The 26,595-nt window shown below is 69.2% G+C and carries 24 protein-coding genes and 1 pseudogene; 8 read left to right on the forward strand and 17 right to left on the reverse strand.

Annotation, left to right across the window (positions count from 1 at the left end):
• Positions 1–354: 354 nt before the first annotated feature.
• Genes WMF27_RS35210 through WMF27_RS35220 form a run of 3 tightly spaced genes read left to right on the forward strand, consistent with a single transcriptional unit; the run spans position 355 to position 2,701 of the window.
• Complete coding sequence (locus WMF27_RS35210) at positions 355–888, forward strand: hypothetical protein (RefSeq protein WP_437764492.1); 534 nt, start codon at positions 355–357, stop codon at positions 886–888.
• Entirely contained in the window at positions 885–1,613 is a 729-nt protein-coding gene (locus tag WMF27_RS35215) for a hypothetical protein (RefSeq protein WP_437943289.1), read from the forward strand. The genes WMF27_RS35210 and WMF27_RS35215 overlap by 4 nt, the downstream gene beginning before the upstream one ends.
• Entirely contained in the window at positions 1,610–2,701 is a 1,092-nt protein-coding gene (locus WMF27_RS35220) for a hypothetical protein (RefSeq protein WP_437764490.1), read from the forward strand. Before WMF27_RS35215 ends, WMF27_RS35220 begins: the two co-directional genes overlap by 4 nt.
• 11 nt (positions 2,702–2,712) lie before the next feature.
• Here the strand turns inward: WMF27_RS35220 and WMF27_RS35225 are convergent, their stop codons facing one another.
• From WMF27_RS35225 to WMF27_RS35235, 3 genes are all read right to left on the reverse strand, one after another.
• Positions 2,713–4,248, reverse strand: a complete 1,536-nt coding sequence (locus tag WMF27_RS35225; protein WP_437943290.1) for a hypothetical protein — start codon at positions 4,246–4,248, stop codon at positions 2,713–2,715.
• A gap of 37 nt (positions 4,249–4,285) precedes the next feature.
• A complete protein-coding gene (locus WMF27_RS35230) occupies positions 4,286–5,713 on the reverse strand; it encodes a hypothetical protein (protein WP_437943291.1) in 1,428 nt (475 codons plus the stop codon).
• Positions 5,714–5,934: 221 nt separating this feature from the next.
• The gene (locus WMF27_RS35235; protein WP_437764487.1) at positions 5,935–7,146 is read right to left on the reverse strand and encodes a hypothetical protein; all 1,212 of its coding nucleotides are present in this window, start codon (positions 7,144–7,146) and stop codon (positions 5,935–5,937) included.
• A 178-nt stretch (positions 7,147–7,324) separates the two neighbouring features.
• On the opposite strand from WMF27_RS35235, the pseudogene WMF27_RS35240 reads away from it, so the two are divergent.
• Both WMF27_RS35240 and WMF27_RS35245 read left to right on the forward strand, forming a co-directional pair.
• A pseudogene (locus tag WMF27_RS35240) lies at positions 7,325–7,645 on the forward strand (RNA polymerase sigma factor); the annotation flags it as partial.
• Between the two features lie 274 nt (positions 7,646–7,919).
• Positions 7,920–8,132, forward strand: a complete 213-nt coding sequence (locus tag WMF27_RS35245; protein WP_437764486.1) for a hypothetical protein — start codon at positions 7,920–7,922, stop codon at positions 8,130–8,132.
• 90 nt (positions 8,133–8,222) lie between these two features.
• On the opposite strand, the gene WMF27_RS35250 is transcribed toward WMF27_RS35245, so the two are convergent.
• The 5 genes from WMF27_RS35250 to WMF27_RS35270 form a co-directional block, all read right to left on the reverse strand.
• Entirely contained in the window at positions 8,223–9,746 is a 1,524-nt protein-coding gene (locus WMF27_RS35250; RefSeq protein ID WP_437764485.1) for a glycine betaine ABC transporter substrate-binding protein, read from the reverse strand.
• Positions 9,743–10,537 carry an ATP-binding cassette domain-containing protein gene (locus WMF27_RS35255; protein WP_437764484.1) on the reverse strand — a complete coding sequence of 265 codons (795 nt, stop codon included), beginning with the start codon at positions 10,535–10,537 and terminating at the stop codon, positions 9,743–9,745. Before WMF27_RS35255 ends, WMF27_RS35250 begins: the two co-directional genes overlap by 4 nt.
• The gene (locus tag WMF27_RS35260) at positions 10,534–11,823 is read right to left on the reverse strand and encodes an SUMF1/EgtB/PvdO family nonheme iron enzyme (RefSeq protein WP_437764483.1); all 1,290 of its coding nucleotides are present in this window, start codon (positions 11,821–11,823) and stop codon (positions 10,534–10,536) included. Before WMF27_RS35260 ends, WMF27_RS35255 begins: the two co-directional genes overlap by 4 nt.
• The gene (gene egtD, locus WMF27_RS35265; RefSeq protein WP_437764482.1) at positions 11,820–12,785 is read right to left on the reverse strand and encodes an L-histidine N(alpha)-methyltransferase; all 966 of its coding nucleotides are present in this window, start codon (positions 12,783–12,785) and stop codon (positions 11,820–11,822) included. Before egtD ends, WMF27_RS35260 begins: the two co-directional genes overlap by 4 nt.
• A gap of 507 nt (positions 12,786–13,292) precedes the next feature.
• Positions 13,293–14,318, reverse strand: a complete 1,026-nt coding sequence (locus tag WMF27_RS35270) for a hypothetical protein (protein ID WP_437764481.1) — start codon at positions 14,316–14,318, stop codon at positions 13,293–13,295.
• 587 nt (positions 14,319–14,905) lie between these two features.
• Between WMF27_RS35270 and WMF27_RS35275 the strand changes: the two genes are divergently transcribed.
• Together WMF27_RS35275 and WMF27_RS35280 are read left to right on the forward strand one after the other, a co-directional pair.
• A complete protein-coding gene (locus WMF27_RS35275; protein ID WP_437764480.1) occupies positions 14,906–15,079 on the forward strand; it encodes a hypothetical protein in 174 nt (57 codons plus the stop codon).
• Positions 15,076–15,816 (forward strand): tetratricopeptide repeat protein, encoded by a 741-nt coding sequence (locus WMF27_RS35280; protein ID WP_437764479.1) that lies wholly within the window; start codon positions 15,076–15,078, stop codon positions 15,814–15,816. The genes WMF27_RS35275 and WMF27_RS35280 overlap by 4 nt, the downstream gene beginning before the upstream one ends.
• 150 nt (positions 15,817–15,966) lie before the next feature.
• Here the strand turns inward: WMF27_RS35280 and WMF27_RS35285 are convergent, their stop codons facing one another.
• The 6 genes from WMF27_RS35285 to WMF27_RS35310 form a co-directional block, all read right to left on the reverse strand.
• Complete coding sequence (locus tag WMF27_RS35285; RefSeq protein WP_437764478.1) at positions 15,967–16,917, reverse strand: hypothetical protein; 951 nt, start codon at positions 16,915–16,917, stop codon at positions 15,967–15,969.
• Positions 16,914–17,345 carry a hypothetical protein gene (locus WMF27_RS35290; RefSeq protein WP_437764477.1) on the reverse strand — a complete coding sequence of 144 codons (432 nt, stop codon included), beginning with the start codon at positions 17,343–17,345 and terminating at the stop codon, positions 16,914–16,916. The genes WMF27_RS35285 and WMF27_RS35290 overlap by 4 nt, the downstream gene beginning before the upstream one ends.
• Positions 17,346–17,522: 177 nt before the next feature.
• On the reverse strand, positions 17,523–17,786 hold the full coding sequence (locus tag WMF27_RS35295; RefSeq protein WP_437764476.1) for a hypothetical protein: 264 nt from the start codon (positions 17,784–17,786) through the stop codon (positions 17,523–17,525).
• A gap of 834 nt (positions 17,787–18,620) precedes the next feature.
• Positions 18,621–20,867: a DUF3160 domain-containing protein gene (locus WMF27_RS35300; protein WP_437764475.1), complete on the reverse strand. Its 2,247-nt coding sequence runs from the start codon at positions 20,865–20,867 to the stop codon at positions 18,621–18,623.
• Positions 20,868–21,192: 325 nt separating this feature from the next.
• Complete coding sequence (locus tag WMF27_RS35305) at positions 21,193–21,627, reverse strand: hypothetical protein (protein WP_437764474.1); 435 nt, start codon at positions 21,625–21,627, stop codon at positions 21,193–21,195.
• Positions 21,628–21,721: 94 nt separating this feature from the next.
• The gene (locus WMF27_RS35310; protein ID WP_437764473.1) at positions 21,722–22,285 is read right to left on the reverse strand and encodes a hypothetical protein; all 564 of its coding nucleotides are present in this window, start codon (positions 22,283–22,285) and stop codon (positions 21,722–21,724) included.
• 161 nt (positions 22,286–22,446) lie between these two features.
• Between WMF27_RS35310 and WMF27_RS35315 the strand changes: the two genes are divergently transcribed.
• Entirely contained in the window at positions 22,447–23,652 is a 1,206-nt protein-coding gene (locus tag WMF27_RS35315; RefSeq protein ID WP_437764472.1) for an endo-1,4-beta-xylanase, read from the forward strand.
• 148 nt (positions 23,653–23,800) lie between these two features.
• On the opposite strand, the gene WMF27_RS35320 is transcribed toward WMF27_RS35315, so the two are convergent.
• From WMF27_RS35320 to WMF27_RS35330, 3 genes are read right to left on the reverse strand one after another with little or no spacing between them, the layout of a single operon-like run.
• Positions 23,801–24,775: an alpha/beta hydrolase gene (locus WMF27_RS35320; RefSeq protein WP_437943292.1), complete on the reverse strand. Its 975-nt coding sequence runs from the start codon at positions 24,773–24,775 to the stop codon at positions 23,801–23,803.
• On the reverse strand, positions 24,775–25,533 hold the full coding sequence (locus tag WMF27_RS35325; RefSeq protein ID WP_437764470.1) for an RsmE family RNA methyltransferase: 759 nt from the start codon (positions 25,531–25,533) through the stop codon (positions 24,775–24,777). Before WMF27_RS35325 ends, WMF27_RS35320 begins: the two co-directional genes overlap by 1 nt.
• The gene (locus WMF27_RS35330; protein WP_437943293.1) at positions 25,530–26,483 is read right to left on the reverse strand and encodes a 50S ribosomal protein L11 methyltransferase; all 954 of its coding nucleotides are present in this window, start codon (positions 26,481–26,483) and stop codon (positions 25,530–25,532) included. The genes WMF27_RS35325 and WMF27_RS35330 overlap by 4 nt, the downstream gene beginning before the upstream one ends.
• Positions 26,484–26,595 lie beyond the last annotated feature (112 nt).

The raw sequence follows: 26,595 nt of genomic DNA on the forward strand, positions 1-26,595 counted from the left end.
CCGCGCGAGCGATGTCGTGCCGCGCCACGCGCGTGGCCGTCACAGCGCACGGTCAGCGCTGCCTGCGCGCGGCGCCGCGCTGGATCGGGCTTGCAGCCGAGACGCGCAGCCCGGGGCGCGTGGCCGGTAGCGCTCTCTCGCGGCGGCGTGGGCAGGCAGCTGGCGCCCGTAGGCCGACACGCGCTGGAGCCGCGCAGGTCGCTGCGCGCCGGCGCACGCTCCGGACGGTACGACCCCTGGCCCGTGTAGTGTCCTCGTCTAGATTCCGTTTGACGCCGATCCCGTGATCAGAAGAATGGCCCACGTCGCCACGTTGCTCGCGTGTTTCGGACGACCGTGAGGGAGACGATGAGGATGACAGACCGGCAGATCTCATCGTCGGCAGTGTTCGCTCTCCTGCTCAGTGTCGTTCCGACGCAGGCAGACGCATCCGAGCTGAGTGCCGGAATTAGCTTCGGGGGGATCCAGGCTGGCACCGTGACGCGACTGGCGGTGAGTCCGCACGCGGGAATCTCGTGGCGCATCAACGGCGACATCATTTTAAATGTTCACGATCTGCTCAGCGTTATTCCCCCAGTCCAGATCGGTGGGGTCGGTGTCTACAATAGCACCATCGCCGCTCTCGGATATGGCTGGAAGAATGGCGATTTTAGCGCTGGCCCATCCGTTGCGCTCTACTTCATGCCGGCTTGCGGAAGCACATTGTGTGGGCACGTCGCCGGGATCGCGGTAGGCGCGCATGCGCAAACCAACGCGTACGTTGCAGGACCGCTCGGCGTGTCGGTGAGCGCCAATATGGATTGGGTCGGCGGGAGCAGCCTCGTGCTCCCAGGTTACGTGTCCGTGCTGGTCGTCGTCGGTCCCGTGCTTCGATGGAGTATAAAATGAACGCGAAAAGAATTCTGTTTCCGATTCTGGCTGTCGCCATCTGCACGCTGGCGGCCTGCAACTGGACGGTAGGAGACTGCGATCCCCGCGAGGAGTGGGTGAAGGGCGAAGGTGCAGGTGCACCAGTCGGGCCGCACGTTCCCGTCTTCACCTCCGTCTCGTCGGGGGACTTCGGGGCGGAGCCGCCGGGCGGACCGGAGTACGGCAGCGAGCGCAAGATCCAGTGCAACAAAACGGACAGCGAAGACGAAGAGGAAGAGGAAAGCCCGAGCGACAGCTCGGAGAGGCCGACAGCTAGCCCGACGAGCCCGCCAGATCCCTGCCAGCAGAGCGGCACTCCGACCATGGGGTGCACAGGTGTCAAGCCGATTGACCCGCGGGCCTTCGACTTTGTCACCATCGTGGCCTACGATGGGACGAGTGTGGCAGGTGGTTGGCAGGAGGCAAAGGCGAAGCTGTTCTTCGGCCACAATCTAGAGGGCGACGATGCGTGCATGATTCACATTGGCATGCCACTGCGAAGCGAGCTTTGGGGGAATATACCGGCGGACAAGGCAGCGCGCATTAGCGCTGATGTGGCGAACTTCGTGCTGGAAGAAATGTACAAGAAAGAAGGAGGCGAGGATCTCCCGCCTGGCATATTCTGCAGTAGGTTCAAGGGGAAGGTAGACTTTTATTTTAAGAAAGATTACAAGGGACTCGGCGCGCAGGTCAGAAATCCATGAAACATAGCCTGGATGAATTGCTGGGCATTGTCTACCGATATTATCGGCGTGGGACTGGGAGCGCCGATGATATCGACTTCCAGCTTCGCAACGAGACCGAAGAGCACGCTCGGCTCGTGGCCGCCCGGATCCAAGCATCAAAGGACGAGCGCTGGCACTCGATGCAGCGTCGCATCCGAGATCGCTTCCCTGGTATGTTCACGAACCAGTCGCTACATCTCCCCGCCGGCGGCTGGGACGGCTGCTATTCCTTTACGATCGATCTGCCCAATGCTACAGATCGAACGCTGTGGTTCCAAGTGAGCTTCCTGGCTCCTTACTACATCGTCCACAGCTGGCGCACGGTCGAGAGCGTCAAACAGACGAGGGACTTGTTCTCGGTCAAATTCCGAGGCATGCATGTCATTGTTCATCGAAGCCCATTCGATCCAGGTTTCGTGTCGCGCCCGGACGATAGCCTCAGGTTCGCAACCGTCAGGGAGAGCTATGTCTCCTTCGATTTATTGCCCGACGAGCAACCATGTGCGGAGTGGATCTCCCGTGATATTGAAGCGACCTTCGGTTGCGAGCTCATGCCGCCGGAGACCGGGACCGTGCTCGTACCGGACGTGACAGCGGGCCTGCGGCCTCCCGGGGAGGTAAGACTCTACGATTGCCTGTTTTCGAACCAGCATACATGGGTGAAGCCATCGCCGTCTGAAGTGTCGGCGCCCGGTGTAGATATCGAAGCGAGCAAGCTTACGGATTCGCTCGTTGCGGTGCTTACCGTGCTTGCGGCGCTCTATCAAATCGCATGGGCACTGATGCCTGAGGTGCAGAGCGGTTCTTCCTACTGGGTGGTGACGACGGATGGGGTCCTGCGCAAAGAGGAAGTAGTGAGAGTGCTTGCAAAAATTCGTGTGCTCATGGATCCGCCGAAGACTCCCCGCGGCATCGCTTCCAAGCGCGAACTCGAAGCCGCCACGCGCGAGCTCGAAGCGTTGATCGCTTCGTGGGATGGTGAAGGCGAGCCGCCGGCCGCCATGGTCGCTTGGGCTTCCAGGTTCCTGGCGACTTGGCCCGTGGACTCGGTCGCCGATCGCCCGTGAGGTGACTGGGGCTACTCGGGAAAGCGAAGCGTCTCGTGGCTCTCGCCGCTCGGCCCCATCGTGGTCGTGCCATCGTGGTTCCAGCTGATGCCGCCATGGCCCGGCGGTCCGATCTCGAAGATGACGCCCTCGAGCGTGAGCTGGCCCTCGTCGAGGTAGCCGACACCGATCGAGTCGCCGCCGCGCCCCGGGCCGCCGTAGCCGCCGTGGCCTCCTTCGCCGCCCGGGCCGCCGAAGCAGCCCTGAACGGCGTCCACGTCGGCGGCGCCCGGTGCGCCTCGGCCCCCTCGGCCGCCTTCCTGGGGCGGCCCGCCGTCGCCGCCCCTGCCGCCGGAGATCGTCGTGATCTCGCTGTCGCGCACCGTCACCCGGGCGTGAAGCGCGAGGACGCCGATGGTCGGACGTCCGTTCGCTCCCCCGCGGCCCCCCCGGCCTCCGCAGCCGCCGGCCCCACCCGAGCCTCCTCCTCCGCCTCCCTTGGAAGCCGCGCCGCACACGGCCAGCCCGCCCCGGCGACCGCCGCCGCCGCCGCCCCCCTGGCCCGGGGTGCCCCACGTCCCCTCGCCCCCCGTGTCGCCCTCCCAACCGGCCTCGGTGAGGCGCCCGATGCCCTTGCCGGGCGCGCCCTGCGTTCCCGGAGCCCCCGGGCCCCCGGTGAATCCGCTTTCGCAACGGCGGTTGTCTCGTTCCCCGATGCCGCCGCGCGAGGGCGAAGTGTAGACGGGCTCCCCGTCGCCGCCATCCCCGGCGCTGTCGGGCAGCCCATCCCCTCCCTTGCCACCGACGCTCGTGTGCCCGCTCTCGCACCGGTTCACCGCCGCAGGTCCGCCGGCGACGAGGGGCGCCGAGCACCCCTCGCCAGCGAAATTGCCATCCGGTCCGTCCGGTTGATCGGTCGGCCACTGCTCGCCATCGCTGCCCGCTATTGCGCCGTCTGCGCGGATCTCGCTCCGCACGATCTCCACCCCCGTGTTGGACTGGACGAGCACGCCGAGCGGACCAAAAGCCCCAAGGTTGAGATCGGCGAGCGTCGACACCCCGTCCGCGGCCCCGCTGTCCTCGGGACCCGCGGGCTCGACGATCACCATGGGGTCGGCGAGGTCGGCGATCGGCTGGTGAAAAAATGTGGTTCGCGGGATTTCAGGGTCGCGATTCCATCGCCGGCAGTGAAAGCCCCCGAGGAGGTCCACGCCGGAGGGCACCCTGATCTGACGCACCGGAAATCCGTCGTTGCAGATGAACATGCGGCCTCGTCCCGTGCGCGCGAGCTCGACGGCACGCTCGACGGTGGCCACAGGCTTCGCCTTCGTGCCGGGGTTCCTGTCGTCGCCAAAACCGTAGGGTCCAGCGATGAACACGCCACAGCCGTCGTCGAGGATATCGGCGGCGACGTGCTCGGCGCAGACCGACTCCGGGGGCGGCTCTTGCTCGCACGAGGTGCCCTCGCAAGACGGCACGCCAGGGGCGTTCACGTCGGGCGCAGTTCCGCAGCCGGTCGCCCACGGCGACAACAGAAAGACGAAGGTAGCAGCGGTGGTCTTTCTCATGTGCGCATCCTGACGTGCGCTGTCAGCGCAGGGTAGTTCATCGAGCCGGTTCCGGATCTGGCGTATCGAACGGGTACCAGAACAGCGCAATCCCGGCTTTCCCCTGGCCGGGCGTGCTTTCGAAGGGTGCATTGCCGCCGCGGCCACCCTTGCCGGCTTGTCCAGGCAAGACCTTCGCGAACTCCGTGATGGCCACGGAGGCGCCCACGGAGCCGATGCCGAGCGAGTGGCCGCCGAGACCGCCGCCGGCATCGCCCCCGCGACCGCCGTCGCCGCCAAAGCCGCCGCGGCACCCTCGCGACGTCTCGGTCAGAAAAGCGTCTCCGCCGTGTCCGCCGGCAACCCCAAAGCCTCCCCACTGGCCCGTTCCGCCGACCCCGCCGTCGCCGCCCTTGGCCCCGAGGACCGTGCTCGCATCGACTGTGAGGTCGCTCCCCTGCAACGCCACGATCGCGATGCTCGCGCCGCCGTAGTCGCCTCCCTTGCCCCCCTTGCCACCGCAGCCGCCACTGCCCCCCGAGCCGCCGGCCGCACCGCCCTGGGGCCGACCTGCCGGACACGCGTTCCTGGCGGAGTCGCGACCTTTGCCGCCCTCGCCCCCGCCGCCGCCCTGACCGGCGCCGCCCTTCGCTCCATCCTTCCCGCGGACGCCGACCCATCCGTACTCGTCCAGGAGGCCAGCGCCATCCGCTCCGGCAGCGCGCTCCGCAGGAGCGCCGTCGGCTCCGTTCTGCCCCTGCCTGCATGCCATGCTGACCGCGCCGGATCCACCCAGGCCACGCACGGTCGGATTCCCGAGCGGCTCCGGCAGCCCTGAAGTTCCGTCGCTGCCCGTCTCGAGGCCTCCATCGCCCCCCTGGCCGCCCGTCGACTCGATCCCGTCGCCGCACACGGTCACGACCGGAAGGGCGCCCAGCGCCGCGTCCGCGGTGCAGGCGTCCGCGCCGTCGTTCCCCAGCACGCCGGAGTTCGCGCGAACGCTCGGCGCGTCCTCGCCCGGCTCTCCATCCTTGCCATCGCCTGCGAGGATCTTGCTCTGCCGCACGATCGCCCTGGTCCCAGGGCTCAAGATCATCGCGATCGACGACTTGCCATCGTCCGCCGACGCATCCGCCGCCTCGACGCGCACGCCGAAGACCGTTGACGTCGCGCGCTCTTTATCATCCGCGATCACCCTCAGCGGGATGCCCACCGGCGGAGCGATGATCGTCGGGTGATTCGGTCCGCCGAACGACCCGTCATACGACCAATCGCCGCCGTCACACAGGCGCCCGCCCCAGAGGTCGACCCCCGAGGGCAGCGTGATCTTCTCCGCGAACGACCCGCCGCACGCGTACACGCGCCGGGTCGCTCCCTCTCCGTGGCCTCGCCCGTGCGCGGCGAGCCCGATCGCGTGCTGGAGCGTCTTGACCGGCGCTCCTTTGGTTCCGGGGCTGTTGTCGTCGCCCTGCTCGCTGACGAACACGCCGCACTTGTCGAGCGCTGGCGCTGTGCCGGGCTCTCCAGCGCACGGGTCAGGCGTGTGCTCCGGATCGGGAGCACACGCCAGCTTTTCCGAGCAATCCTCGGAATAGGCAGCGCAAGCTGTCAGCGTGCTAGCTCCCCACACGCAGACTGCGAGAGCGACGATCGACGTCACGGCGCCTCGGTCTGCCAGCGGCCCCATTCTCTCGGCCCCCCGCGTGTTCACCATACCCCCTCGATTCGCGCGCCGATTTCGTTCCCATTCGCCACGGGCGATACGTTGACCCGATCCTGAGCCGGCTTGAATCTCAGGAAGGAGAAGTCCGTGAAGAATGACGCGGCGGTCACGGCACCGACGACACCGCCCGTGATCACCGTGGCCAGACCGGCGCGGCCGAACATGTTTCGCGCGTCCTGCAGGCGCGCCAGCTCGCCACATGGCGAGTTCCGAGGCGCGTGCCAGCACATCGACGTGCTCGCTGACGGCTCGCTTTGGAGCCAGTCACGCCGGGCGCTCAGGTCGTCATCGAGCTTGCCCGCGTGGATCATGAGGATGGTGCCCACCGTCACGCCAGCCGTCGTGACGGCGATCCCCGTGATGCGCAGCGTCCCCGGCCAGGAGGCCCAGGGGCTGGGAGCCTTCGCGCGCGCAGCGGGCAACGTGCGTAAGGCGGGCGGCGTCGCTGGCGCGGTGTCCTTCGTGCTGCTCGCCTCCGTGGCACTCCCCGCCGCCGCGCGGGATAGCTCCATCGTCATCTCGTGCTCCACGCCCGCCACGCCAAGGAACCCCTGAAACGCGTCCGCGTGGCCCGGTGCACGGCCCCGCACCATGTGTTTGTCCCCCGGCTCGAAGAAGAGCGTATAGGTGCGCGCGGTCCTTCCGACGCGCTCGCCGTCGATGAGCACCTCGGCGTCGGGCGGATCCACCGAGAGCACGAGCGTAGCGACGCGCTTCACTGCCTCGCGCTGGCCTGCCTGGAATCGCCGCCCGAGCGCGTCCGGCAGCGCTTCGCGCTGTTCGAGGCTCTTGGCAAGGTGCTCGGCCGCATCGCGATACTTGTGCAACGCGACCTCGCAAAGGCCGAGCTCGCCGGCGATCTCCGCCCGCTCTCGCTCGGTGCTGGTCGTCGGGTCCGCGGCGTCGAAAGCAGCCTTGTAGGCAGCGTATGCCTCGCTCCACCGCCCGGCATTGCGCGCTCTCTGACCACGGCGAACATGGTCCTTCACCAATGAGCTGTCGTTCGCTCCCGCCTTCGGGGGGGACATCGGCGGCGCCGGCAGACTTCGTGAAGTCTGTTGCGCCTTCGGGGGGGCATCATCGGCGCTGGCCGAGGTCGGGAAGCCTGTTGCGACCCCGAGCGTGAGAAATATCGAGAGCGAATGCGCAATGCAACGCATCCAGGGACGGTACTGACGCCGGCCGTTCGGCGTCAACCGCCAGAAATCGCGACGCCTCGGCCGTTTGGGCGAGAATTGGCGGCCGTATGATGGAATGTGCTCAGTCGTCCTCTGGACCCGCTTCCGCGTGGCTGAAGATGACACCTTAGCTTACGTTGCCCGACCAATATTGCTCGTTGGTTCTTTTTTTTGAAGCGTTTGGGCCCGCTCAAGTGTGCTGCTTACCGTGGGCAAGCCACCGACCGTCTTCCCCGGCTTCGAGCTCTTCCGGCGCCTCGCCAGGCGCCACGGCGTGCCGGAGCGAAACGCCGAGGATATCGCTCAGGAAGCGCTGCTGCGCGGGCTGGAGGCCGACAAGCGGCTCGACCCGGGGGCAGACCCAGCGCCGTACCGCGTCACGATCGCCATCAACCAGGCGCGCAATCACGTCCGTGACGCACGCTGCCGCGGCGAGGTGCTGACGTCGTTCGATGAGTGCGAGATTCGAGACGAGTGCCCCACGCCGGAAGAGCTGCTCCGGAGACGGCAGCGGGAAAACCAGCACGCCGGCGCGGTACTGGGAGCGCCTCTGGCAGCTGCACGACGACCACCGGACGGACGCCGAGGAGACCGTGGTGATCCAGGTCGGCGAGCCCGTCACCAAGCGCGAGAGCGCGGCGCGTCCCGCGTCGTCGCCGGCGCAGAGCTCGACACCGCCAACGCTACCTCCCAACACGACACTTCCGGGAGTAGGGAGCCATGGGTGAATTACGCAATATCATTATGCTTCGAGAAGCCAGCGTGATCTCTGTGCGGGCAGTGGGATTGCAATGAGCGTCAAGGGCCTGGTTGTCCACTTTCGGCGCGACTTGGACGACGATGAGGCGCAGCGAACGATCGACGCTCTGATGATGATCAAGGACGTTGTCAAGGTGGCATCGGTCAAGGCCGGTTACGAAGACGAACTGAACCGGCAGCGGGTCAAGCGAGATCTGCTAAGCAAGATTGACGGGCTTCTGAGGGATGACGAGGCCACGATCTAGCTGCCGACGAACCCGCGTCATCGTGGCGTCGACGCAACCGGCCCGCCGCGCCGCAAACGGCCGGCCCGCGGGGGCCCAGCGCAGAAGAATTCAGCGCCGCAATTCATCGAGGAAACGGGCGGCCACCGCGGCCGGCGAGCCCTTCTTCTCGTCCACGGCCGCGTTCATCTGGCGCATCTTCCGCGCGTCGATCGTCCCCGACAGCCCGCGCAGCGCCTCCAGCACCTCCGGGCGGGTGCGCGCGAGCCGATCGCTCACCAGCACGAGCGCGTCGTACGGCGGGATGGCCCGGCGATCGTCCTCCAGCAGCACCAGATCGTCGGCGATGATCCGCCCGTCGGTCGAGAAGGCGGTGATCACGTCCACCTGGTCCGCCCGCAGCGCCTCGTAGAGCAGCGACGGATCCATGCTCCGCGCCTCGCGGAACGCGAGGCCGTACACGCGCTCGATGGCGCGCCACTCCGGCCGCTGGAAGATCTCGTAGTCGCCCCCCACCCGCAGCGATCGCGCGCGCGCCCCGAGATCGCTGATGCGCCGGATCCCCTGCCGCTCGGCCTCGGCCCGCCGCATGGCGAGCGCGTAGGTGTTCTCGAACCCGAGCGCGGCGGCCACGTGGACGTTGTGCCGATCGAGCAGCTCCCTCTCCACCGTGGCCCGTACCGACGCGCGGTCCGCGCTCTCCGTGCTCCGTCTCAGGACGTTCGCCCAGAGGGTGCCCGAGTAGTCGACGTAGACGTCGATCTCGCCGTTCTTCAGCGCGTCGAACACCACCGTCGATCCGAGCGATCCCAGCGTCCGCGCCGGCACGCCGGCGACGCGCTCGATCCTCCCGGCGACGATGCCGGCGAGGATGTACTGCTCGGTGAAGGTCTTGGCGCCGACGGTGATGGACACCTGATCATCGCGCGCGAGGAGGGCGCGCACGACCGGGGTGGCCGCGAAGACGGCGAGCCCGGCGAAGCCGCCGAGACACAGCAGCACGAGGCGCCGGCTGCGGCGCGTGACGCCGGCGAGCAGGCCACGCACCAGGCCGTCCAGCACCAGCGCGAGCCCGGCCGAGGCCACACAGCCGATCAGCACGGCCGTGGTGTTGCGCGTCTGCAGCCCGCTGAAGATGTAGTCACCAAGGCTCGGCGCCCCGACCGGCGTGGAGAGCGTGGCGGTGCCCACCGTCAGCACCGCCGCCGTGCGCACGCCGGCCACGATCACCGGGAGCGCCAGCGGCAGCTCGACGCGGCGGAGCTGCTCGCGGGGCGTCATCCCCACGCCGCGCGCGGCCTCGATCACCGCCGGATCGAGGCCCGAGAGGCCGGCCGCCGTGTTCCTGAGGACCGGCAAGAGGCTGTAGAGGAAGAGGCCGATCAGCGCCGGCAGGTAACCGATGCTGCGCGCGCCCAGGGCCGCGAGCACGGGCACCATGAAGGCGAGGAGCGCCAGGCTCGGGATGGTCTGGACGACGCTCGCCACGCCCAGCACCGGCCCCTCCAGGCGGCGCGATCGCGTCACCAGCACGCCCAGCGGGACGCTCACGGCCACGCCCAGCGCCAGGGCGACCAGCGTGAGCCCAAGGTGGGCGGCGAGGTAGCGCGGGAGGAGGGCGAGCTGCTCCTTCACGAAGCGTCGCCTCCAGCGATCGTTCGCGCGGGCGCGCCCGCGATCAGCGACTCGACGGCGCGCGCCTGCTCGAGCGGGCCGCGCACCAGATCGGCCACGTAGTCATCGGCCGGCGCGCGCACCAGCTCGCGGCCGGGCGCGAGCTGCAGGAGGCGCCCGCCGCGCATGACGCCCACGCGATCGCCGAGGAGCAGCGCCTCGACGACGTCGTGCGTGACGAAGATCGCCGAGAACCCCAGGCTCCGGCGCACCCGCGCGAACGATCGCTGGAGGCGCTCGCGCGTGATCGGATCGAGCGCGCCGAACGGCTCGTCGAGCAGCAGCACGCCCGGCTCGGCCGCCAGCGCCCGCGCCACGGCCACGCGCTGCGCCTGGCCGCCGGAGAGCGCGTCGGGCCGCCGATCGCGGACCTCGGCCGGATCCAGCTCGACCAGCTCCAGCAGCGTGTCCACCCGACCACGGATGCGCCTCGCGTCCCAGCCGAGGAGCGCCGGCGTGATGCCCACGTTCTCGGCGACCGTCAGGTGCGGGAAGAGCCCGAGCCGCTGGAACACGTAGCCGACGCGGCGCCGGAGCGCGTGCGGCGGCACGGTGGTCACGTCCTCGCCCTCGACGCGGATGCGACCCGAGCTCGGCTCGATGAGCCGGTTCGTCATCTTCAGCGTCGTGGTCTTCCCCGATCCCGACCCGCCCAGCAGGACCACCAGCTCGCCCGGCTCGACGCGCAGGGAGACCCTGTCGACAGCGACGATTCCATCGTAGCGCTTGGTCACCTGCTCGAGCTCGATCATCGCCGCCGAGAGCGTGGCGCCTCGCGGACGACCCGGAAGCTCGAAAAGACATAGGGATAGTCCCGGCGATACCAGTTGCGGAAGCTCGGCCGGAGGAACCCCTCGTCGGTCGCCCACGAGGCGCCGAAGACGACGTCGTGCTCCCCGTCGAAGAAATCCGCCGAGTACCCGGGGTACGTGCGGGCGTACGCGACGAAGCCGGGCAAGGGCGCGAAGGGCGTGGACGTCCACTCCCAGCCATTGCCCACCAGCTCCTCGACGCCGAACGCGCTGGCGCCGTCCGGGTGGCTGCCCGTCGGCACCGGCGACCATCCGCGAAAGCCGAACTGGCCATGACGCGGCTCGCCCGGCGCGTGCCCCCACGGACGCGCGCGCACACCGCCGCTCGGCTCGCCGAACGCGGCGCGGCGCAGCTCGGCCTCGGTCGCCAGGCGCCCGCCGCGCCAGACGGCATAGGCGCGCGCCTGCTCGCCCGAGACCTGCGCCGGCCAGCCCGACGCGACCTCGAAGGAGACCGGCCCGAAGATCGTCTTCACCGCCAGCCCGCCTCCGCGGCGCACGAACGTACGGGGCGTGAGCGCGGCCCGCGCGCCGTCTTCCATCGCCTCGAGGAAGGCCAGGTAATCGCCGTTCCGCACCGGCAACGAGTCGATGGTGAAGCCCGGGACATCGATCTCCGCGCGCCCGAACTCGTTGTCCCAGCCGAACGGGATCGCCTCGAAGTCCGCGCCGATCACCACGCGGCCCGCCGGGACGTGCCGGGGCTCGGCCGCGCGCCCCCCGCCGCCCACGAACGCGGGCGCGCCGTCGGGGCGCCGCGCGGCGCCGTGCTCCTGGAGCATGTACATCAGGGTCTCGTGGTGCATCCGCTCGTGCTCGATCACGAGCTGGAGGATCCGCCCCCGCGCGCCGAGCACGTCCTCGGCGCGCGCCAGCACGTCGGGGATGCGCGCCCGCACGGCGCGGCGGACCTCGTCGCGGTACGCGATCACCTCGGCGATCGCCGGCCACGCGCCCCTCGACGCGGCGCGGGCGCCGTCCTCGTCGGCCGGATCGATCCCGCGCTCGAACAGCACGTCGAAATCGCTCCGCATGGGCCCGAGCCCGAGGACGCCTCGGCCGATCTGGTTCCACGCGAAGGCCGGGAGGTGCCCCAGGTAGAACGAGAAGGGGTGTCGCAGCGCGATGGGCCGACGCCCCATCGACGCCTCCGGGACGAGCGCGAACAGATCGTCGCTGCGGCGCCACGCGGCGGCGAGGAGCGCCTCGAACGAGGCCTCCGTCACGCGTCGCTCCGCCGGAGCAGGGCCAGCGCGAAGAGCTGGTCGGGATCGGTGTGCCACGAAGACACCACGAGCCCTCCGGCCCGGGCCGAGGCCTGGAGCGAGTCGCGCGTGAACTTGCAGCTCACCTCGGTGCGGATCTCGGCGCCGCGCTCGAGATCGAGCCGCAGATCGAGCGCCGGGATCTGCACGCGCATCCGCCGCGAGGCCACGAGGCGCATCTCGATCCACGCCCGCGCCGCGTCGTAGAAGGCGCGGTGCGCGAACGCGTCGGGCGCGAAATTCGCCCCGAAGCGCCGGTTGATCACGCGGAGCGCGTTGCGGTTGAAGGCCGCCGTCACGCCCTCCGGATCGTCGTACGCGGCCTCCAGCCGGGCCGTGTCCTTGACCAGATCGGCGCCGACGAGGAGCGCGTCCGACGGCTCCATGACGCGCGCGACCTCGCGGAAGAAGGCGCGCCGCTCGTCGGGGTAGAGGTTGCCGATGGTGCCCGCGAGGAAGAGCACGAGGCGCCCCCCGCCCCGGCCGAGCCGCGGCAGGTCGGTGGTGAAATCACCGATCATGCCGCGGAACGTGTACTCCGGGTAGTCGGTGCGGAGGCGGCGGATCGACGTCTCCAGGAAGAGCCCGTTCACGTCCAGCATCGTGCACGTCTCGCCGCCGCCCACCCACCGCCAGGCGTCGAGCAGGATGCGGATCTTGCGGCCCGCGCCGCTGCCCAGCTCGACGAGGCGCCGCGGCCGGACGGCGCGCAGGAGGTCTCCGGCGCGCTGCTCGAGGATGCCGATCTCCGTGCGCGTCGGGTAGTAGACCTCGAGATGGGTGATCTGCTCGAACAGCTCGCTCCCGAGATCGTCGTAGAAGTAGACGGGCGGGATCTCGGGCAGCGATCGTGTGAGGCTCTCGCGCAACCGAGCGCACTCATCGGGTGAAGGGTACGCGTCCTCCGCGAATGTGGAGCTCAACAGGACCTCCTTGAGGGAGCGCTGGGCAGGGCGTCCATTGGGAGGGGAGCGGCGGACGTCAAGCATGGATCCCCGGCGTGCCGCCGTGGACGATGCTCGGTGAAACCCGGGCAGCGCGGGCGTACTCAAGGGGTGTGCAGAAAACGGGGGCCGGGCAGGTAGAGCCAGTAGGGTACAGCGATACGGTAGGATGCCTTCCGCTTGGTGCTACGTCCGCGAAGTCGAGGGAGCCACGCGGGATTGGGCGACGTCTTCCCGCCGGTGCCGCTCTCGCTCTGCAAGGGGAAACAATTTCCATACGGGCGCGCGGGCGCGAGCTCGGCTCCTCTCCGCCGCTGCGGTCGTAGAGGTCGAAGCGCATGCCGGGCAGCACGGTGCGGCCGCCATAGTCACGCCGAATCGTCGCGGCGCTGTGAATTTACGGCGAGGGCCGTTCGCCAACCACTTGGTTGACGAACACTCAACCCGAGGGGCGTTCCGTTGTCGGCGGACGGTGCAGACTGGCCATCACAACCGAGCTAGCCGTCCATCATCGAGCACCACCCATGGAGATGACGTCGAATACGCCTCGGTCCCGGCGATCGGCAGGCTTGGTGCATCCGCGAGCCGATCGAGTCCTTCTCGGAGCTTCATGCCGCGATCGGTGAGCCGATAGACCAGCGATTGCATCGGGTAGCCATCAGCCGGCTTCGGTCCCGTCGCCCGCTCCACAACCGCACTCGAATCGTGATCTGCCCATTGCTCCAGCCGGCGTGGTAGGAACAGATCGCCCGTGCAGTCGAGGAACTCCCACAACGCGGCGCCCAATTGCGATTTCTGGCCGCACACGGCCAACGGAGCCTGCCACTCCGCCGATAGAAGAGCCAAGATGAGCTCGTCGAATCGACTGAGGCGTATGGCTCCTCTCGTGCTCCTTCGTGGAAAGAAGGAAGAGAGAAGCGCCCACAAGGGAGCGAGCTCCGGAAACCCTTTGACGCCACGTGTGCACCTTTCGACGAAAGGCAATGGATTCGCATCGACGTACCTCTCCCAGAGGCGGACGGCGCGATCGTAGCGGTCCCGTGGCCAGGGGCGCGACTTGTCGAGGCGCTCCAGAAGAACCTCGTCAGGATGATCAGACACCGATGCGGAGCAGTCGAACGGAGGCATCGGTTCCGCGGGGATCCTTGAGCGGTGCACTGGATCAACATCGACGATAAAGACATTATGACGCGCGATCCCTAGGCGACGCAACCAGCTACAGGCCCTCCAGAGGCCAACTCGCTCGTGGAGGCTCGATGATACCCACAGGACAACGGGCAGATCCCAGCGGACATTCGATGAATAGAGCCGGTCCCACTCTCCGAACGAAGACCACCATGCCTCACGCGCCCGGGCATGCTCCATGGCATCCATTCGGCTCGGTCCGACAATAAGGCAGTCGGACGCACGCACCGTATTGACCGCACCGAGCCGTGCCAGGCGCTCTGTTGTCGACGAATCGAAGGCAACATGCGTTGCGCCCCGAATAGACCTCTGGATCGTCGTGTTCATTCAAACCCACACCGATAGCACTCGTCGTACGTATATCGCTTTTTGAGCTGACAATCGCGCCGACAAATTGCGCAAAGAGATTTGCCGCCATCGATAATGCGGTTACATGGACAGCCTTTGTCCTAGCAGTCGACGTACATGTCTATGCATGACCTATCTGGAGTGCAACCAGCCATCTCTTCAGTGGCGCCGCTCCCCACGTCGTCACCGTTCCCGAACCAGTCCCCCGTAGCTGCTGACCCCGGTGGGAATGGTTCTCCGGCCCCTGTGCCTTCCGTCCCCCTGAGATAGCACTCGCCTACGTCGTAGTTGCACGCCCACACCGTGAGACCGAGAGGAATGAGAACAGGGATTGCCTTCGATTTCAGCCTGTGGCGCATGCCCATCCTCCAGGTTTCTCAGATGCGTGTGCGGAGGGGCGGCGTCAACTGTGATTCAAGGCGTGGATTGCGTCGCTGCGGTTACGGCTTGTCAATCTCGCCCCGGTCGAAGCCGAGCTCGAGCCGAGCGCAGCGGGTTGCACATCGTCGCGGCCGAGCTCGGCGCGGACCATCGGAGGTCGAGGCGGACGGACATCGGCGAGCGCGGTGCGATCTCCGTCCACCTGCCACCTGGTCGAGTTCGGGCGCGTCGCCAGCGACGAGCAGCTCGAGCGCGAGTTCGATGCAGCCCCCCCGCGGCAGGGCGCGGCGGTCGAAGCGGACGCCGACGACGGCTGGCGACGAGGAGCGCGGGCGCCGTGGGTGCCGTGGTTCTCGTGAAGGCGGCGCGCATGAAGGAGGCATGGCGCTTGGCGACATCGCTCGCCACCACGAAGGCGGCGGAAGTGAGCAAGCTCTTGAGGCGTGGAGCGTACGCCGAGGCCGAGGAGCTGCTCTCCGGGCTCATCCACGACATCGAATCGCGATCGGGCGACCGCGCGCCGGAGCTGATCAACCCCCTTTACCAGTACGCCAGGGCTGTGAGCCAGCAGTACCCGTGGACCACGCTGCCGCATCGCGAGAGGGCCGCGCTCGAGCGCGCGTTGCGGCTCGCCGTCGAGCATCACGGCGAGGAGTCGCGTCTCGCGGCGCGGATCCAGAGTGTGCTGGCGCTGAGCCTGAGCTCGTGTGGAGAAGCCGCGCTGGCGTGCACCCACATGATGAATGTCGTTCGGTTCACGGAGCGAGCCCACGGAGATGGCGTCCTGCTCGCTCACGCGCTGGGCGGGCTCGCTGATATGCTGCTGGATGCCGGGCGGTGGGAGGAGGCCCTCGCGACGTACGAGCGCGCGTCCTGCATGATGAGAGGCAGAGGAGACGAGCTGGCCGAGTTCACGCTGCTGTTTGGCAAAGGCCGTTGCCTCATCGCGATGGGACGTCACCCCGACGCGGTTCCGGTCCTCGAGCGCGCGTACACCTGGTTCCTCGGGAGGTTTGGCGACAACAGGAGGGCAAAGGAGCTGCTCGCCTGGCTCGATCGTGCCCGGCCCGGAGCGGCGGGAGCCCTCGAGACGTGAGTCCGACGGCGCCCGTGCCGGCCCTGCATGGGCCATGCGGCGCGCGGGTTCGCCGCCCAGCGCCGCCACGCCGTGGGCGCCGTGGCGGCGCGCCCCCCGCGCCTGGTGGTAGACACCGCGCGGGCGCGGGGAGTCGGGGAGGCAGAATAACTAGTCTTTGATGCCGACGCACGAGCCGTCGACGCACGCGGCGCGCCCCGTGATGTATTGCTCGCTGCTGCAGTGGGGCTCCGCCGGGAGACAGTCCGCGCAGGTGTCCTCGGCCGCGAGGCGCAGCGTCTCGTGGGTCATGCCAATGGCGTTGCCGGCGATGGGGACCGGACAGACGGGGCTGCAGCGCGTCCACAGCTGCGTGAACGAACAATCCAGGTCCGTCTTGCAGGCGCGCGCCAGCGCGAGCGTCGCGGCCAGCTCGGGCTCGAAGGCGTCACGCTGCTCGAAGCAAGCTGCAGACTGCGTGATGCACTCGGCACAGCACCCGGCACCGGCGTAGGCCAGCTCCTGCCCTTCCGGACAGGCGCTGGGGCACACGACGTCGGCGCACGGGTCGACCGGCAACAGCGGCGGCTCGCCTTGCGATGGCGGCTCGACGCACACCGGGCAGCAAGCGCCTGCCGTCGAGCGCGGCTCTTGACCGTCCGGGCACGCGAGCGGGGCGCATTGGCGCAAGTCGCACTGGTCGCTGACGGGCGAAAGCTCGGCTTCGCACGCCGGGGTCCAGTACGGACTGCCACCTGTGCGGCGGACATCGCAGCTCAGTTTGTACGTGTCCTCGGCGCCCGCCTGCTTCTCGGCGGTGCATCTGCGCTCGACGCCGCCTGCCTCATCGGCCTGCAGGCTGAACCCCGAGCTCAAGCCATGGCTGCTGTGCCCCGAGCGAGGCAAGCCCGTCTGGTCTCCGCTCACGCTGACCGAGCACGACGCGTCCCCCAGCTCGATGGTGACGACGCCAGCAGGACCACAATCGCCGGACACGTTGACGGTGATGCTCTCGGCGTCGTTCAAACCGCAAGTCGGAATGTCCCCGCCGTGCGCCACCAGCGAGGCGCCCGTCGCGATCAGCGCCACCAGCTCGAGCTTCTGAGCTACCCACCTCTTCATCGTCTTCTCCCCTGATTGTTCGACCACCAGCACGCGAGCAGCACCATCGGCAACGCCAGCAGGTCGGTCGGATCCACGCGATTGGCTGGTGACCGCAGCGCCACGAGCGAGCCGAGCGCGGCGCAAACGCCGTCGAGCACGGCCGACGCCGCTGCGCTCGTCTTCACCAGCGTGAAGACCAGCGCCGTCGTGACGGCCCCGAGCGCCACCCGCCGCGCTCGCGACCAGCGCGTGACGTGAGCGAGCAGCGCCGCCACGAACAGCGGCAAGAAGAAGCAGGCGGCAAAGTCGCTGAGCTTGCCAGCGAGCACGACCGGCGCCCGCCCCTTGAGCCAGAAGTTGTTGAACGTGAACAGCGCGACGGCCGCCAGCGGCGCCCACGCCAAGAACTCGGGCGCGCGCCGCCCTTCCTGAAGGGTCCCTTCCATTTCGCCCTCGGTTCCCACCCTGGCAAGCTTCGCTCGCAGGCCTGGCAAGCTTCGGACCAGCAGACTTTCCGCGAAATTTTCGGTGTGCGGCATCCGATAGGGCCTGACAGCCACGCCCTACCTGCGTGAACTCGCCACCGGTGACGGTGACGTGTGCCTGCGGCGCTGGGATCGCGGTCAAGTTCGATGAGATGGGCTGCGCCGCCGGGACACAGGATCCTGACATCGACGCGACAGCTTCGTCCTGCTCGAGGCGCTCGATCGGAAGGACTCTCCGTCTCTCCGGACGTGGCCCAGCCCGGGAAACGGGGCGTGGGTGTGCGCGACGAGGTAGCCCTTGTCGGCCGCGTCGGCGAGCGCCTTCTTGCGCGTCTCCACGGCCATCGGCGCGTTCACGTCGAAGGCCACCGCCACCGAGGGCTCGTCGAACTGAACGGCCATGAGGTGAACGAGGTCGCCCCACCGGAGGAGCCTCTCGCCGCCGTACGGAACCGGCGCGCTCGCCGCCGGAGCCGGCGCCGGTGCCGCCGGCGTCGCGGCGGGCTGCTCCGGAGCCGCCGGGCTCTTCGGAGCGCTGCTGCTCGGCGGGGCCGGGGCGGCGCACGCGGCGGGGAGGGTGAGAGCGCCTCCGAGCAGCAGGAGTGAGGCCGCGATGGACGCGATTCGCCGCAGAGCGCCCTGTGCACGCGCTTCGAGGCGTCGGCGCCGAGGCGCTCTTCATCTCGCCGGGCGAGGCGCGCTTCGCGCCGCTCCGGTAGCCACCCCTCGCGGCGTCCACGGGAGACAAGCGCCACTCGTCTTTTCCTACAGGCACGTCCACCGGGAGACGGGTGCCACTCGTCTTTTCTTGCAGGCACGTCCACCGGGAGACGGGTGCCACTCGTCTTTTCTTGCAGGCACGTCCACCAGGAGACGGGTGCCACTCGTCTTTTCTTCGAGGCACGTCCACCAGGAGACGGGTGCCACTCGTCTTTTCTTCGAGGCACGTCCACCAGGAGACGGGTGCCACTCGTCTTTTCTTGGAGGCACGTCCACCGGGAGACGGGTGCCGCCCATCTCCCGCATGGACGCACCAGCTCCCCCGGATGGGTTCACGGCATGTCGCCCGCCCCGGGCGGGGGGCGCCGGGACGGCTCCGCGCTTCCTGGCGGGGGCTCGTCGACGGGACCTCGCCAGGTCGTCGGCCACCTCGACGTAGGGCGCCAGGAGAAGCGACGTTGACGGAGGGCGTCGAACCGCAGGTTGTCACAGCGCGGGGCCTGGCCGCGCCGGTGTCTACTCCGCCAGCACCGGCGCCATCCACGGCACATCGGCCGGCGGATCCTGAACCAGCTTCCGAGCCCATTCCTGGTCGGTGAGTCGGGTGAAGCCCTCCGCCAGGTGCTCGTGGTAGGCGAACACTGCGCCCGCGTACGCGCGCGGACCCTGACAGGTATCGACCGTCATGACCATCATGCGTGGATTGCCGGTGCCCACGTGCAACACCGACGGAGATCGCGGGACCGGCAGGTCGCCTCCGATGTCCGTGTGCACATCGGCGATGGTCGGGTCGCTCTTCAAGCCGTCGACGGGATCGAAGAACAGATCTTTGTACCAGCCCGTTTGCCAGGGGTCGCCGCTGCCTCCGCCCTCGATGTGAATTGCCTGCTTGATGAAGGTCAGATGCTCCTCCGAGTGCGGCATGCCCGTCCGCTGCGCTTCCGCCATTTCACTCAAGGTGGTCGCGATGCGTGACAGGGTGCCGAAGTAGGCGCTCACCTGCTCCGCCAGCGTGTCGTTCCCGTTCAAGCTGAAGTCGAGGGTATCGACCAAGGCCTGGCCCTGGCCGGCGAATTTGGCGATCCTTTGAAACAGCTCGGGGTAGGGCTCGACGTACGCATCCGGAAAGTCGCAGCCATTGCTGCCGGTATACGACTGCTTGGCATACAAGATCGTGTCGTGCCTGAGCTGCGCCCACGATCCGAGCTGGGTGTTCAGCAAGCGGCGCCCCCACGCCTCGCTGCGCGCCACGCTGGGTAGACCTTCCGCGGCTGGCCCCAGGGTCGTGGCGTTCGCCGAGAGCGTCTGGAGCGCCCCGAGCCAGGACGTGTACAGGCTGCCTTCCCAGTACGATGGCGGGTGGGCGTCGGCGATGACGCGGACGGCCGCCAGATCGCCGGCGTAGCTCCATTCTTCGAGCTCACCCGCGAGCAGGCTCACCGCGTGGTCGTTCTTCAGGGCGGCGAACGCGGCGTCGAGCGGGTTCGGGACCACGCGCTTCGCGGTGCGGTCGTACACCACGTTGGAGAACACGTGACTGTCGATCACGTAGCGCTGCCCGAAGAACGCAAAGCTCGCGTTGAGCGGGAACGTGGAATCGCCGCCGTCCTTTCGCATGATGTGACTCGCGATGCGCTGCTCGCCGTAGCGCCCATTGATGATCGCCTGAGCGATCGTCGAATCGTCGATGGCGGCAAGCCCGCTCGCATCGGACACCCCCAGGCCTCTCAACAGCTCGTCCAGCTCGGGCACGATCATGTAGTCGTGCTCGCCCACGAACGCGGTGACGGTTCGATCGATGCCCGACCAGTCTTCCAGCGCCGCGGCATCCATCAAGCCACGCAACGCCAGCGCCGCCTCGAGCTGGCGGCGCCAGAAGACGCGCGAGCCATCGGGCATGGTCTCGATGAGCCGAAAATCGATGCGTCCCATCCACATCATGGCGCGGAAATAGCGTTCCAGCGCCACCGTGTCCGTGTAGTGGCCCCGGGGCTTGAACTGCGAGAAGTCGAAGCGGCGCGGAACGCCGAACATGGACTTTTTCTGTTCTCCGTCGGCCGCTTCGGCGTGAGTCAGGAAGGACGCGACGTCGGCTTTGCTTGCCCCCGCCACGGGTTCGCTCGGCGCTCCCATCAGCAGGCTGCGCGCGACGGTCAGGTAGAAGTCCGCGTCGGCTGCCGCCTGCTGCGAGAGCCCGGAATCTCCGGACGCCAGGCGCGCACGCATCGTGTCGAGCAAGCGGGCGACACGCGGGATCAAGACGGCTCGTTCCAGGGCCTGCAAGATGTCGTCGTACGAACGGTGCATGGCCTCGAGCACCATGTCGCCGCTCACGAAGACCGGCAGATCGTGCACGTAGATGGCAGCGTAGGCGTAGGGAAAGCTGGGATAGGCAAGTCGGCTGGAGACGACGAAGCCGTTGGCGGCCAGGACCTCGAGCTCCGCGTCATTCAGGCCCAGCTCTGATCGCTGGATCAGATCGAGGTTCTGAACGTCCGTGAGACCGTAGCCCAGATCGTTCGAGAACGAGACCGCGTAGGCCTCCTGGAGGGACGCCGCGTCGTGTTGTTTGGCGGCGGCCACCTGGGCTTCGACTTCGGTTGCGGCGACCGAGCTGAGCTCGAGCTGCACCTGGGTTCCGACGTCTGCGGGACGCTCGTCGCCGGGACCGGCGGGGCCCGGACCGCCCGGTTCGGTGGAACCAGAACACGCCGCCAGCAAGCCAACGCTGACCAAGGTGGAGAGAATTCGTTGGGTGTGCACGGATTTTCCTGCTCCTTTGGCGGCACGGGGGCTGGTGTGCCGGTGTGCCAAACCCGGATCGTTGTGCCGCGGCCCCAGGCCGAAGGACGCTCGAATCGCGGGTTTCATCCACGCCATGTGTGCCAACGCCACAGACAGGCAACCAGCGTGCCAGCCATCCCAGTCGACAAGCGGCTTCCTGGCTTCCTGCTGGCCGCTCCAGTGCCGCGGGTGTGGGTGTCGTACGGCGCCGGCGGTTCCAAATGAGGCTCCTGGACGCCGAGCTCATGCCGCGCCTGCTCGGCGGCGGTCGCCGGCACCGGGCGCGAGACGAGCAAGCCTGTCCTCATCGGCTGACTTCGATCCCTTTTTCTCTCAGGCGCCGGAGGATGTCCTGACCGTTCATCTCCCAGAGGTCACCAGGGTCGATCTCTCGCGTCTGGCCGTCCCTCATCTTCACAATCCACACCTCGATCTCGCGATTCTTTCTATCCCTGGCGGTGCCAATCGCGACGGATGCGACATCAGCGAGACGAAATCCCTTCACGGTCGGCGCGAACCAGAAGCCTGTCGTCTGCTCCAGCTTCTCGTCGTCGAGAACGACCCGATCCATCGCCAGCATCGGCGCGAAGAGGCCACCCGCCACCGCGGAGACCCCGAATGCGATCAGGGCAATTGGCAGCGGCTTGCGCCTCCACAGCAGGAGCGCGCCGATCGACGCAGCAAGAACCGCGATGGCGACCGCAATGCCGGGCACATAGCTTGGGAGTCTGTAGATCATGCTGTCTTACCTGACGTAGCTGGCGTTCTACCGCGAAACCCGAGCGAATGTGAGAATGCCGAGCGCGCGATCCCACGGAAGCCCCCCGTGTCGGCTACGTCGGAGCGCGGAAGAGCATTTTCGCGGACGCAGCGCCGAGGACCAAGCCAGCGCCTGCGCCGAGGAGACCCGAGATGCCGAGGCCCGCGCAGCCCAGGCTCGCGGCCAGGACCGCGATGCCGCTCGCCCCGAGCCAGGTCGATGCGGGCGCCGAGCCCCGGACGAGGCGGGCGCCGAGCCACACGCCCGATGGAACCCCGACGCCCAGGCACACGGCGGTGCACACGGAGAGGAGCGGCGCGTCCGCGCAGGCCGGAGCCGCCCACGCGACCGCGAGCCCCGCCAGGAGCGGCAGCGCGCCAGCGAGGAGCCCGTAGCGCACCGAGTCCGCCCCCTGCCGGTCGCGCCAGCGCAGGAAGAGGCTCGCGCTGACCAGCAGCACGCCGAGGCACGCACAGGTCTCGCGCTCGCCCGTCTCGAACACGCAGACGAGCACGACGGGCGCCAGTATCCATACCGCGCGCGCAGCGACGCGCAGCCGGCCGACCTCGTATGCGCGGAGGCCAACGCGCTTCAGCTGCTCACCGCCCGCTCTCGTGACCGTGGCGGATCGCTCCACGGCACGGGTCGTGATAGATCCGAGGGGCAACGGGAACTCCAGGGGCCGGTCTGTCGGGCGTGCGTGGCGCTGGGCGCATGCTCTCTACCTCGCGCTGCTCCCCTCGGCTTTCCCGCTCCGGGAGCCACCGGTCACGATCCTTCAGCTTGCGGATGGTTGGCATGAACAAGAACCGTTCTTCTCGATGGCTGTGCGGCACGACCTCGATCGCACTCGGGATCGCGGCCCTCGCCGGCTGCTCTGGCAAGGTGGACAAGGCTGACGATGGCCCGAGCGGCTCGTCGAGCGCGGGCGGCACGACGGGAGCGGGGGGCCATGGCGCCAGCGCCGGCGCAACGGGCGCCGGCGGAGCCGGCACGGGCAGCACGGGCGCTCTGGGCTCTGGTACGAGCGGCTCCGGCGACGGTGGCAACGGAGGCGCCGGGGCCGCCGGAGGCGCTGGACCGAGCAGCTCCGGGGCCGGCGGTTCCAGCGACGGGTCGGGTGGCTCGAGCGGCAGCACCGGCAAGTTCGTCGGCAACATCACGACGAACGGCCAGGTGCGCGACGGCTTCATCCAGCACTGGAACCAGATCGCGCCCGAGAACGAGGGCAAGTGGCCCTCTGTCGAGAGGACCCGCGGCGTTCGAGAGTGGAGCAGGCTCGACGCGATCTACGAGTACGCGCAGGACAACGACATCCCCTTCATGCAGCACAGCTTCGTGTGGGGTGCCACGCAGGCGGCCTGGCTCACGAGCCTCCCCGCGGAGGAGCAGCGGCAGGCCGTGAGGGACTGGATGCAGGCGTTCTGCGAGCGGTACCCCGACACGAAGTACATCGTCGTCGTGAACGAGCCGCCGCCCCACACCGTGCCTCCCTTCATGAACGCCATCGGAGGCGGCGGCGAGAGCGGCTATGACTGGATCGTCAACTCCTTCAAGTGGGCTCGCGAGTTCTGCCCGGACGCGACCTTGATCCTCAACGACTACAACAACATCGAGTACGAGAGCGATCACAACCACTTCGTCGAGATCGTGAAGGCGGCGCTGGAGGCGGGCGCCCCGATCGACGGCCTCGGCGCGGAGGCCCACGACGCGTACAAGATCGACACCAGCACCGTGAAGGGCTACATCGACAGGCTCGCCGCCACGGGCCTGCCCGTGTACATCACCGAGTACGACATCGACCTCGCGGACGACGACGAGCAGCGCAGGGTGATGGAGGAGCAGTTCCCGATGTTCTACAACCACAGCGCCGTCAAGGGCATCACCCTCTGGGGCTACGTCGTCGGCTCCACCTGGAGGGACCGCACGGGCCTCCTGTACCCGGACGGCACGATGCGGCCGGCGATGACCTGGCTGATGGACTTCCTCGGTCGCGGCGAGTGATCTCCCTCGCACGACCGTGCCGCGGCGCTCCTTGGCGCGCACGACCGTGACCTACGTCTCGGGGTCAGACACGGCATCGCCGGAGCACCTCGATGGCGGGCTGCCGTGGGGCGAGGACACGCTCGGGATCTACTTCTGACGCGCGGGCTCAGCGCGCCTCGTGCTCGCGCCAGAAGGCGAACGCCTCGTCCAGGTACACCTCCTTCGCGCCGTGGCCGACCGGGTGCTCGGCGACGCGCACGGGCCAGCCCGCGCCGCGCAGGACGCCCGCGAGGGCGCGGGCCGAGCCACCCACCGTGTCGTGGGCGCCGAAGCCGATGTAGAACGGCCTCGGGGCGAGCGTCGCGAGCTCGGGCGTCGCGCGACCTCCCCCGCCGGACATCGCGCCGAACCCGTCGGCCTCGATCCCGCCGCGCAACGCGAGCGCCGCGGCGAAGTACGCGCCCGACGACGAGCCGGCGACGTACACCCGCGAGAACGACGCGCCGGCGATCTCCTCGAGCCTCCTCCGCTTCTCCGCGAACGTCGCGACGAGCGGAGCAGCGTGCTCGTCGTACGCCCGCCCGCCCGTCGGCCAGCCCCACCAGCTCGCGTACCCCTTCGGCGCGAGGCCGACCTTGCCGCGCGGCATCAGCGCGGCGACGCCCGCGCGCCGTGCGGCGCGGGACACGACCGTCTCGAAGTTGGTCTTCTGCTGGCTCTCCTTCCCCGGCGGGACGATGCCGTGGAGGTAGAGCAGCAGCGTCCGGGTCGGCGCGTCGGGCAGCACGTAGCAGGTCTCCTCGTCGAGCGCGTCGACGCCGTCGATGCACCAGTCCGTCTCGACGCGCGGCGGGCGCGCTCGGGGCCACGGCGCCGGCTCGGGCGGCGTGGTCGCGGCCGCGGTGACGGTCGGGATCGGCGCTGCAGCCACGAGGCCGGGCTGCGCTGGACCGAGCGCGGCCCCGTCACGCGCCGGCGTATGCGCGCTCCTCGGAGCGTCTGCCGTGTTGGTGCACGCGCAGACCGCGACCGCGAGCGCGCCGAGCAACGCCGCGATCCACCGCGCCGCACCTCGCGACGACGAGCCGCTGGCGCTGCGACCAGCGCTGGCCAGCGCGCCGCTCGCCGACCGCCGCCCCATCACCCCGCGTGCGCGTCGCTCACCGCGATCAACGCTCCGAGCGCCGCCGCGCACACCGTCTCCGTGCGCAACGTCAGCGCGCCGAGGCGCACCCGCTCGAACCCGAGCGCCGCGCACATGCCGAGCTCCTCCGGCGTGAACCCGCCCTCCGGCCCGACCGCGAACGCCGCCTCCATGCCCGGCGACAGCGCGGCCAGCCGCGCGCCGAGCGGCGTCTCCGCGTAGGGATCCAGGCACATCCCCAGCGCGCCGCCCTCGGTCGACGGCGCCGCCCCCGCCTCCGCGAGCGCCGCCGCGAGGCTCATCGGCGCCTCCACCCGGGGCGCGTCCCCGCGGCCGCACTGCCGCGCCGCCTCGATCGCGATCCGGCGCCAGCGCTGGCTCCTCTCCTCGGCGGGCCGCGCCACGCTCCGCGCCGAGATCGCCGGGATGATCCGCGTCGCCCCGAGCTCGGTCGCGTCGCGCACCACCGCGTCCATCTTGTCGCCCTTGCCCACCGCCTGGATCCACGTCACGCGCCGGCCTGGCCGCAGCGCGGCCGGGCGGGGCGCGTCGATGCGCGCCTCCGCCCCGCGGCGGCCGATCGACTCGAGCGTGGCCTCCGCCTCGACCCCGAGCTCCGGATCGAACACGACGAACCGATCCCCCTCGCGGAGGCGGTGCACCCGCACGACATAGCTCGCCGCCTCGGGCGGCAGCGCGATCACGCCGGCCGCGATCGCGCCGAGCGGCACCCGCAAGAGCCCCGGGCCGCTCATCCGGGCGAGGACGCCGCGCCGCCCGGCGCGCGGAACAGGAGCGCCACCCAGCCCTCGCCGCCCGCGTCGCCCCGCCCCGCCCTGCGCTCGCCGCCCGGCGACGCGGGATCCGGCCGGGTCGCGACGTGCTCGAGCGGGCCCGGCAGCGACGTGTACCGCGCGATCAGATCGTCGCGCTCGCTCTCGAGGATGCCCGACAGGATCAGCCAGCCGCCGGGCTCGAGCACGCGCGCGAGCTCCGGCGCCAAGGGCCGCAGCACCCGCGCCTCGATGTTCGCGACGACCCACGGGAACCGCCGCGTCACCCCCTCGACAACGCCGGCGCTCGCGTCGATGCGGCCCTCGAGGCCGTTGCGCGCCGCGTTCTCGAGGACCACCTCGATCACGTCGTCGTCGTTGTCGATCGCGATCGCCCGCTCCGCGCCGAGCAGCAGCGCGACGAGCGCGAGGATGCCGCTGCCCGTGCCCACGTCGAGGATCTCGCGGCCGCGGAGCTCCGCCGCGTGCTCGTCGAGGAGCTCCGCCACGAGCGCCGTCGTCGCGTGGAGCCCCGTGCCGAACGCCCTGCCCGGCTCGAGCAGGAGCACCCGCTCGCCCTCACGCTCGGGCGCGCGCTCCGCCCACGGCGGCACGACCGTGATCGTGGGCGTCAGCGCGAACGGCGCGAAGTGCTCCTTCCACGCGTCGCGCCAGGCGTCGCCCACCACCTCCTCGAGCCGCGCGGCGAGCGGCGGCGACTGCTCCCCGAGCGCCGCGATGGCCTCCATCGCCTCGCCGTGATCCTCGAAGCTGGCGACGAGCGTCACCTGGCCCGAGCGCGCGCCGCGGACGAGGGTCTGCTCGTCGCGCTGCTCGACGCCGCTGGCGCCCAGCTCGAAGAGCAGGGCGCCGATCTCGTCGGCCTCCGGCTCCGGGACATCGACTGCAACGAACGGGTATCGAGGCTCCACCTGGCTTGCTCCGTGACGAGCCGCCGGCCTGGAGAGCGGCCGCGGCGCGGACGGGAGCCTAACGAAATTCCCGCAGAGAGGCGCGGCCGATCGCGCGGAACCGCTGGAAGAC

Source organism: Sorangium sp. So ce281, from assembly GCF_051527395.1.
GTDB lineage: Bacteria > Myxococcota_A > Polyangia > Polyangiales > Polyangiaceae > Sorangium > Sorangium cellulosum_B.